The organism is Ruegeria sp. TASC047, from assembly GCF_059612445.1.
In genome coordinates, this window is record NZ_JBXWQP010000054.1 from 267,875 (window position 1) to 279,791 (window position 11,917).

The following is an 11,917-nucleotide window of genomic DNA, read 5'->3' on the forward strand; positions in this document are numbered from 1 at the left end:
GGCATCCATCGGGCGGTGGCACGTGACGCCCCACTTTTTTCAGGCTTTGATACAAAAGCTGGCACCTTCGCAAATGAGAAAACCCGCGGGCCGCCAAAGGCGGAGCTGAGTTGAAAGGGATCATGATGAGCAAGACAGTCCGACTGACCGCGGCGCAGGCTCTGGTGCGCTATCTGGGCGCGCAGATGAACGAGGCCGGAGAGCCCTTCATCGCAGGTGTCTGGGCGATTTTCGGCCATGGCAACGTGGCCGGTCTGGGCGAGGCGCTGCACGGTGTGAAAGACAGTCTGCCCACCTATCGCGGTCATAATGAACAAACGATGGCGCATTGTGCGATTGCCTATGCCAAGCAGTTGGGGCGCAGGCGGGCGATGGCGGTCACCTCGTCCATCGGGCCGGGGGCCACCAACATGGTTACCGCTGCTGCGCTGGCCCATGTGAACCGCCTGCCGGTTTTGTTGCTGCCCGGTGACGTGTTCGCCACGCGTGGCCCTGACCCGGTTTTGCAGCAACCCGAAGTGTTCTCGGACGGAACTATTAGTGCGAATGACTGTTTCAGACCGGTCAGCCGCTATTTCGACCGCATCACCCGGCCGGAGCACCTGTTGACGGCGCTGCCGCGTGCCTTCCGCACCATGACGGACCCGGCTGATTGCGGTCCGGTGACGCTGGCCTTTTGTCAGGATGTGCAGGCCGAGGCTTATGATTATCCCGTAAGCTTTTTTGAGCCGCGCGTCTGGTATCAGCGCCGCATTCGCCCGGATGAGGGTGAGCTGACGCGTGCTGTGGCCGCGATTAAGGCAGCCAAGCGCCCTGTGATTGTGGCCGGGGGTGGCGTACATTATTCGGACGCGACCACCGCGTTGCAGCGCTTTGCCGAAGCGCACAACGTGCCGGTGGCCGAGACGCAGGCGGGTAAATCCGCGCTGGCCTGGGATCACCCCCTGAACCTTGGTCCGATTGGCGTCACCGGCGGTGAGCCTGCCAACGATATCTGCGCCGAGGCTGATCTAGTGCTGGGCGTCGGCACCCGCTTTCAGGATTTCACCACCGGGTCTTGGGGATTGTTCGCAAACCCCGAGCGGGAGTTGATCAGCCTGAACACCGCCGCCTATGACGCGGCAAAGCACGGCGCGATGCCGCTGCAGGCTGACGCCCGCGTTGGGCTGGGTGACCTGAGCGGTGCGTTGGGCGGTTTCCGCGCGCCTGATATGCCCGCGACGCTGAAATCGGAGTGGTTTGCCAAGGTCGACGCGTTGACCGACGCGCCCGCGGACAGCAATGCACTTCCCACGGATATGCAGGTGATTGGCGCGGTGCAGCGGGCGGCCAATGAAAACACCGTTGCCATGTGTGCCGCAGGCACGATGCCGGGTGAGCTGCACAAGCTGTGGAAGGCACCGCGCCCCGGTGCTTATCATATGGAATATGGCTTCAGCTGCATGGGGTATGAGATCGCCGGTGCCATGGGCATCAAGATGGCCCAGCCCGACCGCGACGTGATCTGCTTTACCGGCGACGGCACTTACATGATGGCGAATTCCGAAATGGCGACGGCGGCGATGATGGGGATTTCGTTCACCGTTGTGGTCACCGACAATCGCGGCTTTGGCTGCATCAACCGTTTGCAGATGGGAACCGGCGGGGCCGAGTTTAACAACCTGCTGGATCATGCAATCGGCGGCGAAAATTCGGCGATCGACTTTGCCAAACATGCCGAAGCAATGGGGGCGACCGCGGTCAAGGTCAGCTCGATCGCCGAGCTTGAGGAGGCGCTGGCCAAACGCGCCGAGGTCAGAGGCCCTTATGTGGTGGTGATCGACACCGATCCCTACCCATCGACCGAATATGGCGGAACGTGGTGGGAAGTGGCGGTGCCCGAGGTCAGCATCCGCCCGGAAGTTAACGAAAAACGTGCGGCCTATGAGGTCGCCATCAAGGAAAGAAACACCAAATGAGCGTGAAGATCGGTATCTCTCCGATTGCCTGGCAGAATGACGATCTGCCGGACCTGACCGCAGCCTACACGATGGAGCAGGCGCTGAAAGAAGCGCGCGATATCGGCTATACCGGTGTTGAACGGGGTCAGCGGATGCCCGGCGACACCGAAGGGTTGCGCGCCTATCTGGAGGCCAATGACATCGCGTTGTGTGGCGGCTGGTGCTCGGGCAGTACTCTGGTCAATGACCTGGACGCCGAAATCGCTGTCGTGCGTGAACAGGTCGAACAGTTTGTTGCGCTGAACAGCCCCTGCATCGTTTACGCCGAGTGTTCCAATACCGTCCAGGGGCAGATCGGAACGCCGGTCAATGACCGCCCGAAGCTGTCCAAAGACGAGGTTCTGGCCTATGCGGCCAAGCTGACCGAGCTTGCCAAATGGATGGCAGATCAGGGTATGCCGATGGCCTATCACCATCACATGGGCACGATCATCGAAAGCGAAGATGAGGTGAACTGGCTGATGCAGGGTTCAGGCCCCGAACTTAAGCTGTGTTTCGATACCGGCCATCTGCTATTTGGCGGTGGCGATGTGATGGCCACGCTGAACCGTTGGGGCGACCGGGTGCACCATGTCCACTTCAAGGACATCCGCCCGGACATCGTGCAGGACACGCGCGAGAACAATCGCAGCTTTCTGGATGCGGTGATCGCCGGCGCGTTCACCGTGCCGGGTGATGGGTGCATCGACTTTCAGGCCGTAGCCAACGCGTTGAAAGCAATGGATTACACCGGCTGGATCGTGGTCGAGGCAGAGCAGGACCCCGCCAAGGCGCCGCCCTATGAGTACTCCAAGCTGGGCTATGACCACATCGTCGAGGTTTGCGGCAAGGCAGGGTTGGAGATCACCGTTTAATCACCGCCCCACGGGGCAACACCGAAGCCATGAAAGAGGAGTTTGTCATGGTATATCAAGACCTTGGATATGTCGGCTATTTTGACCGGGAATCCTGCGATCTGGATGAATTCAAGGTGTTGACCTCGCAAAACCTGACAGCCGGTGCGGTGCCTCACGCCGCATCGGTGCAAAAGAACGTTCCGATCTATGATATGCGTGCGCTGCGCCCAGCGCTGGAGAAGGCAGATCAAAGAAAAGCGCTGCTGGCGGAATGGGCGTATGTGCTGGACAAGTCGGCGGGCGTGATCGTTCTAAAAGGCGCATTTGCGGATACGTCCGTGATCGACCGGGCGACCGCTGTGTTCCATCAGATCATCGAGGACGAACGTCAGGGCGGGGCGGGGGAAGGCGACCACTTTGCAGCCTCGGGCGCGAATGACCGGATATGGAACGCGTTACAGAAACAGTGCTTGCGCGATCCCGAGGGCTTTGCGCTCTATTTCGGGAATGTGGCCATTGCAGCGGCTTGCGAGGCTTGGCTGGGGCCGAACTATCAAGTGACCGCGCAGATCAATCAGGTGCGCCCCGGCGGCAAGGCACAGCAGGCGCATCGGGATTACCATCTGGGCTTCCAGACCGCCGACAGCGCCGCCCGGTATCCGGCCCATGCCCATCTGGTGACGGCTTCGCTGACCTTGCAGGGGGCGGTTGCGCATTGCGATATGCCCGTGGAAAGCGGCCCAACCAAACTGCTGCCCTTTTCGCAGCTTTATGCGCCGGGATATCTGGCCTTTCACGATGCGGCACACCGGGCGTTTTTCGAAGAGAACTACATTCAGTTGTCCCTTGAAAAGGGGGATGCGGTGTTCTTCAATCCGGCGCTGTTCCACGCTGCCGGGGAAAACAGCAGTGCGGATATTCAGCGGATGGCGAACCTGTTGCAGGTCTCGTCTGCCTTCGGTCGTGCGATGGAGATGGTTGACCGGCAGTCCATGTCGCAGGCGGTGTTTCCGTCGCTGGTCGCCCTGAAACAACGGGGGGCGCTGAGTGCGGCAGAGCTGAATGCCGCTATTGCCGCAACGGCTGAGGGCTATCCGTTCCCGACCAATCTGGACACCGACCCGCCGGTTGGTGGCAACGCGCCTGAAAGCCAGGCCGACATATTGCGCCAGGCCGTGTCGGAAGGGTGGGCCGAGGCCCGACTGTCCGAGGCGCTATTGGCCCTGCAAGCACGGCAAGCGGCCTGAGGGCGATACAGGCGGGCCGTTTAGGCCCGCCCAATAAGGAGAACAAGAATGGCAGACCTGCTGAAGAAGCCTATTGGAACCCGTGGCAAGGTACATGACATCACCCCGGACAGTGCCGGATGGCGATATGTGGGTTTTGGGCTGTATCATCTGCAAACGGGCGACAGGGCGGCCGAGGCGACAGGAGACCGCGAGATCATTCTGGTGATGGTCGAAGGCAAGGCACGGATCACCGGGGCCGGTCAGGACTGGGGTGTATTGGGCGACCGGATGAACGTGTTCGAAAAGACACCGCCGCATAGCCTGTATCTGCCCAACGGAACCGAGTGGGAGGCTGTGGCGGAAACCGACTGCGTTGTGGCGGTGTGCTCGGCCCCGGGTAAGGGCGGCCACAAAGCGCGCCGGATCGGGCCGGATGGCATCACGCTGACCGAACGCGGCAAGGGTGTGAATACGCGGTATATCAACAATATCGCGATGGAGAACGAGGATTATGCCGACAGTCTGCTGGTGACCGAGGTCTTTACGCCCAATGGGCACTGGTCCTCTTACCCCAGTCATCGACATGATGAGGATGATTTTCCCCGCATCACCTATCTGGAAGAGACGTATTACCACCGGCTCAACCCGGCCAACGGGTTCGGAATTCAGCGGGTCTATACCGATGATGGCCAGTTGGATGAGACGATGGCTGTCTCCGATGGCGATGTTGTGATCGTTCCGCGTGGCCATCACCCTTGCGGCGCGCCCTATGGGTTTGAGATGTATTATCTGAACGTCATGGCGGGCCCGCTGCGCAAATGGCGGTTTGCCCTGGCCCCCGAGGTCGAATGGATCATGGAGCGTGACGGATGAGCCAAGACTTCGCCAATTACCCTAGCCTTGCGGGCAAAACGGTTATCATCACCGGCGGGGCCGGGGGAATTGGTGCGGAAACCGTTCGCGCCTTTGCGGCACAAGGGGCGAAGGTCGGGTTTCTGGATATCAATGCGGATGCGGGCCTTGCTCTGCTGGCGGAACTGGACGGTGAACACGCCTTTGCGCAATGCGACCTGCGCGATATCGAAGCAATGCGGGCTGCGCTGGAGCAACTGGTCGAGGAACTGGGCGAGGCGGATGTGCTGGTCAACAACGCCGCCCAGGATGACCGCCATGATTGGCGCGAAGTCACGCCTGACTATTGGGATGAGCGGATGGCGACCAATATCCGCCATATGTTCTTTGCCATTCAGGCTGTGGCCCCGGGTATGATCACCAAGGGCACAGGTTCGATCGTCAATATCGGATCGAATTCCTGGTGGGAGGCCGGGGCAGGTTTTCCGGCCTATGCCACCGCCAAATCCGCGGTGCATGGGTTGACCCGCACCATGGCGCGCGAATTGGGGGATCACCGCATTCGCGTGAACACGGTGGTGCCGGGCTGGATCATGACCGATCGCCAGAAAGACCTGTGGGTCACGCCCGAGGCGCTGGCCAAACAGGTCGACCGCCAATGCCTGCCTGATCCGATAGAGCCCGTCTATGTCGCGCGCATGGTTCTGTTTCTGGCCTCGGACGACGCCGCCATGTGCAGCGCGGGCAACTTCATGGTCGAGGGCGGCTCGATCTGAGGGCGAAAGCGCGCGTTAGCGTTGCAGGGGTGCACCAAAGGCACGGATGACCATGCGCGCGGCAGCTTCGACCGGGTTGTGGGTTTCCTTCAGGATGGTCACGCGGTCAAACCGTTCGGGATCGCGATTGACAGCATCTCGCAGGGCATTGCCGAAGGCCATGCGCAGCTCGGTTCCGATGTTGAATTTGCAGATTGAGGTTTCGCGGGACAGCTTTATGCGCTGATCTACCGGCACGCCCGACCCGCCATGAATGACCAGAGGCACTGTGGTCAAGGCGTCAATCTCGGCAATGCGGGCTTCGTCCAGACCGCCTTCCTTGTTTTGTTGCAGGTGGACGTTGCCGACCGATATCGCCATCGCATCCACACCGCTTTCACGTGCGAACTGGGCCGCTTCTGCCGGGTCGGTGCCGTTCGATCCTTCACTGCCCGAGTACCCGACAAAACCAATCTCGCCCTCGCAGGAAATCCCTGCCGCATGGGCCATCTCGGCAATTGCGGCGGTTTCATCGATGTTTTGCCGCAGGGGTTTGCGCGATCCGTCGAACATCAGCGAGGTGAACCCGCTGTCCAGCGCGATCTTGCAGTCCTCGAAGGTATAGCCGTGGTCCAGATGCGCCACGACGGGCACCGAGGCGTTTTCGGCCAGATACCGGAACATCTTGCCCAGGATCGGCAGTGGCGTGTGCTCGCGGCAGCTGGGTCCGGCTTGCAGGATCACGGGCGCATTCTCGGCCTCGGCCGCGGCTACATAGGCGCGCATGTCTTCCCAGCCGAGTGTGACCAGCCCGCCTACGGCATAGCCCTGTTCATAAGCGGGTTGCAGGACGTCTTTCAGTGTGACGAGGGTCATTTGAATTTCGCAATCATGTCTTTGATGCCAGGAATGGTCTCGATCTGATAGGCATGTGTGGGCTGGAAATACTGCACCAGAGAACGCTGGGTCAGGCCGCCGAGGATGGTGAAATAATACATCTCGTACCCCGGCAAAACGCAGCAGGGGTGATAGCCCTTGTCGATGCAAACGGTCGATCCATCCACGATGTGATAGGCGTCACCCGGCTGGTTATCTTCGCGCTGCAACATCTGAAGGCCCGAGCCCCAGTTGGGCTTGAACCGGAAATTATAGGTCTCATCGTGGCGGGTTTCGTCCGGCAGGCGGTTGGTGTCATGCTTGTGGCTGGGAAAGCCCGACCAGCCGCCCTGGCCGACGGTGAACAGCTCGCTCACCAATAGGCGGCCAACCTTGTCGTGTTGCTTTTGGCCAAGGATGTGTTTGATTTTGCGGTGGGTTTTGGTGTCGTCGCTGCCATATTGCACAAGGTCGTGTTCGCGCACATCGAACGGGTCCAGCACCTTGTCATATTTGGCACCGGCAATGAACACCTCGGTCGCGTCAGAAACGCAGACCATCTGTACCTTTGCGCCGACGGGCACATAGACGCCCTCGGGCTCGCCATCCCAAGCATCTTCGCCCCGGTTGCCCAGACTGGGGAAGGAAACGCCTTCGACATCCACATCGACGCTGCCGGTTGCAGGGACGATGCAGGTCTCGTAGCCCGGCACCTGGTATTCGAACGCCTCGCCTTTTTTCAGTTTGACGATGTTGAAATAGTTCAGCGGAACGGTCGGATCACCGGCGTCAACGATGGGCTTGTTCTGATTGTCATAGGGCGCGATATGCATGGGATACTCCTATGTGGTCGGGCCGGGGTGAGAGGCGAGGAACGCGTTCAGTTCGGGGGTCGTCGGCATGGCGGGGGCGCAGCCGGGTTTGGAAACGACAATGGATGCGCAGGCGGAACCGCGCATCACCGAGTCTTTCAGCGCGTGCCCCGCCGCGATCGAAGCAAGAAGCCCTGCCATGAAACTGTCACCAGCCCCGACTGGCTTGATGGCGTCCACTGGGTAGATCCCGGTTCTGATTTCCTGCCCATCCGCCAGCGTCACGGCGCCTTTTTCGCCCATCTTGTAAATGACAACCCGGCCAGGTTTCCTGGCAAGGTCCTGTGCCTTGGCAAAGCCCTTTTCCATGCCGCCGGCCATGAACCCGAACTCTTCATCATTGCCGACAATCAGGTCACTGGCTTCGCCCGCACGGGACAGAACGTCAGCGGCAATTTCCGGCGAAGGCCAGCTGTAGGGGCGGTAATCAACATCGAAAATGATCGGAAGACCAGCTTTGCGCGCGTTTTCAAACCCTTGGAACGTGGCGCTGCGCGAGGGTTCCGACGCAAAGACGGTACCAGCCGAGATCAGGGCCGAGAAGGATGAATAGTCAACCTTGTCGACATCCGCGTCAGTAACCTGAAAATCGACCGCACCGTTGCGGTAGATGACATTCTGAAAGTTCTCGGTCCGGCTTTCATACAGGGCCAGAGAGGTGCGATACTCACCCCCCAACACGCGGATATAAGAGGTATCCACCCCGTAATGTTGCAACCGGTTGAGGCAGAACCGACCAATTGCATCGTCCGAGACGGAGGTGATCAAGGATGCCTGACTACCCAGCTTGACCAGACCGGCGCAGATATTCGCGGACGAGCCGCCAAGATCGGCATGGAACGTATCGGCCTCTTCGCTTTTGACACCGATCGGGTCTGCGTAAAGGTCCATACCCGCACGCCCCAGAACGGCAAAGCTGTTTCCTTTGATACCCTCCATCAAAGCGCTCACGTCATGTCCTCCGGCAAAGTGGGGTGGGCAAAGTTTGGACCTTGCGTTGAATCGATTCACACGATACTGATTTTGCAACCGGTTGCAAACACAATGTGCGAGGCCATGGCAGATGCCTGAAATCGGAGTGGGAATCGTGGGTGGCGGTTATATGGGCAAGGCCCATTCCGTTGCCATGTCGGCCGTCGGTGCGGTGTTCAACACGGCGTTGCGCCCCCGGCTTGAGGTCATCTGCGCGTCGAGCCCGGACAGTGCCGAACGCTACCGGGCGGCCTATGGATTTCAGCGGGCAACCGATGACTGGTGCATGTTGGTTGAAGACCCCAGGGTCGAGGCAATCGTGATCGCCTCGCCTCAGTCAACACATCGTCAGATTGCCGAAGCGGCTTTTGCATTGGGTAAACCGGTCTTGTGCGAGAAACCATTGGGTGCATCGCTTGAAGACAGTCGGGCGATGGTTGCCGCGGCAGTGGCATCGGGGGCGGTGAACATGGTGGGGTTCAACTATATCCGCACACCCGCCAGCCAATATGCCCGCCAGTTGATTGCCGATGGCGCGATTGGTGACATCACGTGGTTCCGGGGCGAGCATACCGAGGATTTCTATGCAGATCCGCAGGCTCCGGCCACCTGGCGCACAACCGGTAGGGCCAATGGCACAATCGGCGATCTTGCCCCGCATATGGTCAACGGCGCATTGGCCCTGATCGGGCCCATTGCGCAGGTGATGGCAGATGTTGAGACCGTTCACAAAACCCGCCCCGGAGGTGAGGTAACAAATGACGACCATGCCCAGATGATGTGTCGGTTTGAAAACGGGGTTATGGGAAACCTGTATTTCAGCCGCGTCGCGACGGGTCGGAAAATGGGCTATGCCTATGAAATTTCGGGCACAAAAGGCGCGCTCCGGTTCGATCAGGAGGACCAGAACGCGCTGTGGCTGTACAAGCGCGAAGGGCCCGAAGCCGCGCGCGGGTTCACCAAGATCCTGACCGGCCCCGCGCACCCGGATTATGAGCCCTTCTGTCAGGGTCCGGGTCATGGAACCGGCTATCAGGACCAGATCATCATCGAGGCCAAGGACTTTCTACAGGCCATCCACACCGGCGAGGCGAACTGGCCCACGTTCCGCGACGGGCATGAGGTCAACCGCGTGCTGGCCGCTGCGCTGGCCTCGTCCGATCAGCGGCAGTGGCAGGACATCAGCGATTTCTGATCGCTCTACGAGACAATTCCAATGAGAGACAATGACCATGGCTAAGTTGAGATGGGGCATGATCGGGGGTGGTGAAGGCAGCCAGATTGGCCCTGCACACCGCCTTGGGGCGCAGGCGGACGGGTTGTTCGAATTTGCAGCTGGCGCGCTGGATCACCGGCCCGACGTGGGCCGTGAATACGCGCAGCGATTGGGTGTTGCTGCCGATCGTGCCTATGGTGACTGGCAAGAGATGCTGGCGGGCGAAAAAGACCGCGAGGATCGGGTTGATCTGGTAACCATCGCGACGCCCAACTCGACCCATTTTGAGATTACCAAGGCCTATCTTGAGGCAGGTTTTAACGTGTTGTGTGAAAAGCCGATGACCATGACGGTGGAAGAGGGCGAAGAGATTGTGCGCGTGGCCGAAGCCTCGGGCAGGATCTGTGCGGTGAACTACTGTTACTCTGCCTATCCGATGGTGCGTCAGGCCCGCGCGATGGTGCGCGCAGGCGATATCGGCAAGGTGCGTCTGGTGGTGACCAATTTCAGCCACGGTCATCATGGCGACGCCACAGATGCGGATAACCCGCGCGTGCGCTGGCGCTATGACCCAGCGATGGCCGGTGTTTCGGGGCAGTTTGCCGATTGTGGCATCCATGCGTTGCACATGGCCAGTTTCATCTGTGACGATCAGGTGAAAACCCTGTCTGCCGACATGGCCTCGACCATCGCCAGCCGTGAGTTGGAAGATGATGCAATGATCAATTTCCGGATGGAGGGCGGCACGGTTGGGCGCCTGTGGACATCATCAGTGGCGATCGGACGGCAGCATGGCTTTGACATTCAGGTCTTTGGCGAAACCGGTGGGCTGCGCTGGGCATCCGAACAGCCCAACCAGTTGATCTATACTCCGGTCGGGGGGCGTACTCAGATCATCGAAAAGGGTGAGGGCGGTTTGCACGACGAGGTGCAACGCCTGTCGCGTGTCGCCATAGCGCACCCCGAGGGGTTCCCGCTGGCGGTCGCCAACATCTATTGCGATCTGGCGGATGCGATCCGCGGTGAAAGACGCGACGGTCTGCCCGGTGCGGCAGATGGGCTGCGGTCCATTGCGGCCGTTCACGCGGCTGTTGCATCGGGCAAGGCCGATGGCGTGTGGAAGGACGCGCGGCCGCCGATGTTTCGCTGATCAGGGGCGGGGCCGCAATGTGCCCCGTTCAATCACGCGGCAGGGGAAAATACGGGCCTCGGGATAGCGCTGAGGCTCTTTCAGCATCTCGACAACCAGATCGACGGATGAGGTGATGATCTGCTTGATCGGCTGGTGGATCGTTGTCAGGTTAACGCTTTCCCAGCGTGACATTTCCATGTCGTTCAGGCCGATGATTCCAATGTCCTGACCCGGTTTCAGCCCGTGATCGGCCAGTGCGGACAATGCGCCAACAGACAGGATGTCATCGCCACAGAAATACGCTTCGGACGGGGTGTTGGCCAACAGGCGCAACATTTCGGCGCGACCGGCTTCGAAGGAATAAGCCCCTGCGAAACAATGGCTTACTTCGATATCGGGATGATCTGCCAACTCCTCCATGAACCCGCGATACCGGTCGAGCGCCGAGGTTGCATCTTCAGGCCCGCCCAGATAGCCGACACGTTTGTATCCGCGCGCCAAAAGCTCGCGCGCGGCCATGCGCCCGCATTCGACGTTGTCGATCCCGACCACATGCACTTCGGGCGAGGTGGCCGATCGGCCAAATGTATGCACCACCGGCACCCCTGCATCGTGAAACGCCTTGGCAAAGCTGGGCGGCAGCGTCGAAGACGCAACGATGGCCGCGTCAACCGAATACTGGCGCAGCATGCGGACCGAGTTTGCGGGCTCGGTCTCGTCCGTCAGGTTCACGATCAAAGGGCGCAGCCCGCGTTCCTGCAAGGCGCGGGTGAACTGATCGAACACCTCAAGAAAAATCGGGTTGTGAAAGTTGTTCGAAATCAACCCGATCAACTTGGTGCGCCCGGTGGTCAGGGACGAGGCGAGGGCGTTGGGACTGTAGCCAAGCTCTCGCGCGGCCTTTTCAACTTTGCTGCGTGTTTTCGCAGAGACCGAGGCGCCTTCGGTAAAGGTACGCGACACCGCGGATCGCGATACACCAGCCAAGGCTGCGACGTCTTTCAGGGTCACGCTCACGCAGTGCGGCTCCGGTCGTTGATGGTCAGAGATATCAAGGTGTTTTGCATCAGAGATTCATTATGCACCATCGCAAAAGTCTTGCAACCGGTTGCAGGTCGCACTAGGCGGACGAGATCATCGGCGGCCACCTATGTTTATGAGCGAATGGCAGGAAAGG

The 11,917-nt window shown here is 60.0% G+C and carries 11 protein-coding genes; 7 read left to right on the plus strand and 4 right to left on the minus strand.

Features of this window, described 5'->3' with window-relative positions:
* Nucleotides 1-125: 125 nt before the first annotated feature.
* From iolD to AC2FLO_RS20330, 5 genes are read left to right on the plus strand one after another with little or no spacing between them, the layout of a single operon-like run.
* Complete coding sequence (gene iolD / locus AC2FLO_RS20310) at nt 126-1,958, plus strand: 3D-(3,5/4)-trihydroxycyclohexane-1,2-dione acylhydrolase (decyclizing) (RefSeq protein ID WP_496752328.1); 1,833 nt, start codon at nt 126-128, stop codon at nt 1,956-1,958.
* The gene (iolE, locus tag AC2FLO_RS20315) at nt 1,955-2,854 is read left to right on the plus strand and encodes a myo-inosose-2 dehydratase (RefSeq protein ID WP_496752329.1); all 900 of its coding nucleotides are present in this window, start codon (nt 1,955-1,957) and stop codon (nt 2,852-2,854) included. Before iolD ends, iolE begins: the two co-directional genes overlap by 4 nt.
* 47 nt (nt 2,855-2,901) lie before the next feature.
* On the plus strand, nt 2,902-4,083 hold the full coding sequence (locus AC2FLO_RS20320; protein ID WP_496752330.1) for a phytanoyl-CoA dioxygenase family protein: 1,182 nt from the start codon (nt 2,902-2,904) through the stop codon (nt 4,081-4,083).
* A 48-nt stretch (nt 4,084-4,131) separates the two neighbouring features.
* Nucleotides 4,132-4,938: a 5-deoxy-glucuronate isomerase gene (gene iolB, locus AC2FLO_RS20325; RefSeq protein ID WP_496752331.1), complete on the plus strand. Its 807-nt coding sequence runs from the start codon at nt 4,132-4,134 to the stop codon at nt 4,936-4,938.
* The gene (locus tag AC2FLO_RS20330; RefSeq protein WP_496752332.1) at nt 4,935-5,693 is read left to right on the plus strand and encodes an SDR family NAD(P)-dependent oxidoreductase; all 759 of its coding nucleotides are present in this window, start codon (nt 4,935-4,937) and stop codon (nt 5,691-5,693) included. The genes iolB and AC2FLO_RS20330 overlap by 4 nt, the downstream gene beginning before the upstream one ends.
* A 15-nt stretch (nt 5,694-5,708) precedes the next feature.
* Here the strand turns inward: AC2FLO_RS20330 and AC2FLO_RS20335 are convergent, their stop codons facing one another.
* From AC2FLO_RS20335 to iolC, 3 genes are read right to left on the minus strand one after another with little or no spacing between them, the layout of a single operon-like run.
* Nucleotides 5,709-6,548: a class II fructose-bisphosphate aldolase gene (locus AC2FLO_RS20335; RefSeq protein ID WP_496752333.1), complete on the minus strand. Its 840-nt coding sequence runs from the start codon at nt 6,546-6,548 to the stop codon at nt 5,709-5,711.
* Complete coding sequence (locus tag AC2FLO_RS20340) at nt 6,545-7,381, minus strand: 5-deoxy-glucuronate isomerase (protein WP_496752334.1); 837 nt, start codon at nt 7,379-7,381, stop codon at nt 6,545-6,547. The genes AC2FLO_RS20335 and AC2FLO_RS20340 overlap by 4 nt, the downstream gene beginning before the upstream one ends.
* A 9-nt stretch (nt 7,382-7,390) precedes the next feature.
* Complete coding sequence (iolC, locus tag AC2FLO_RS20345) at nt 7,391-8,359, minus strand: 5-dehydro-2-deoxygluconokinase (RefSeq protein ID WP_496752438.1); 969 nt, start codon at nt 8,357-8,359, stop codon at nt 7,391-7,393.
* A gap of 124 nt (nt 8,360-8,483) precedes the next feature.
* Between iolC and AC2FLO_RS20350 the strand changes: the two genes are divergently transcribed.
* Entirely contained in the window at nt 8,484-9,587 is a 1,104-nt protein-coding gene (locus AC2FLO_RS20350; protein ID WP_496752335.1) for a Gfo/Idh/MocA family protein, read from the plus strand.
* A gap of 37 nt (nt 9,588-9,624) precedes the next feature.
* On the plus strand, nt 9,625-10,758 hold the full coding sequence (locus AC2FLO_RS20355; RefSeq protein WP_480558922.1) for a Gfo/Idh/MocA family protein: 1,134 nt from the start codon (nt 9,625-9,627) through the stop codon (nt 10,756-10,758).
* Here the strand turns inward: AC2FLO_RS20355 and AC2FLO_RS20360 are convergent, their stop codons facing one another.
* Entirely contained in the window at nt 10,759-11,757 is a 999-nt protein-coding gene (locus AC2FLO_RS20360) for a LacI family DNA-binding transcriptional regulator (protein ID WP_480585759.1), read from the minus strand.
* Nucleotides 11,758-11,917: the final 160 nt, after the last annotated feature.

What these genes read in the sequence shown, in the direction of transcription:
- iolD (WP_496752328.1), top strand. Translation starts at nt 126, where the DNA reads ATGAGCAAGACAGTCCGACTGACCGCGGCGCAGGCTCTGGTGCGCTAT.
- iolB (WP_496752331.1), top strand. Translation starts at nt 4,132, where the DNA reads ATGGCAGACCTGCTGAAGAAGCCTATTGGAACCCGTGGCAAGGTACAT.
- AC2FLO_RS20355 (WP_480558922.1), top strand. Translation starts at nt 9,625, where the DNA reads ATGGCTAAGTTGAGATGGGGCATGATCGGGGGTGGTGAAGGCAGCCAG.
- iolE (WP_496752329.1), top strand. Translation starts at nt 1,955, where the DNA reads ATGAGCGTGAAGATCGGTATCTCTCCGATTGCCTGGCAGAATGACGAT.
- AC2FLO_RS20350 (WP_496752335.1), top strand. Translation starts at nt 8,484, where the DNA reads ATGCCTGAAATCGGAGTGGGAATCGTGGGTGGCGGTTATATGGGCAAG.
- AC2FLO_RS20330 (WP_496752332.1), top strand. Translation starts at nt 4,935, where the DNA reads ATGAGCCAAGACTTCGCCAATTACCCTAGCCTTGCGGGCAAAACGGTT.
- AC2FLO_RS20335 (WP_496752333.1), bottom strand. Translation starts at nt 6,548, where the DNA reads ATGACCCTCGTCACACTGAAAGACGTCCTGCAACCCGCTTATGAACAG.
- AC2FLO_RS20340 (WP_496752334.1), bottom strand. Translation starts at nt 7,381, where the DNA reads ATGCATATCGCGCCCTATGACAATCAGAACAAGCCCATCGTTGACGCC.
- AC2FLO_RS20320 (WP_496752330.1), top strand. Translation starts at nt 2,902, where the DNA reads ATGGTATATCAAGACCTTGGATATGTCGGCTATTTTGACCGGGAATCC.
- iolC (WP_496752438.1), bottom strand. Translation starts at nt 8,359, where the DNA reads ATGGAGGGTATCAAAGGAAACAGCTTTGCCGTTCTGGGGCGTGCGGGT.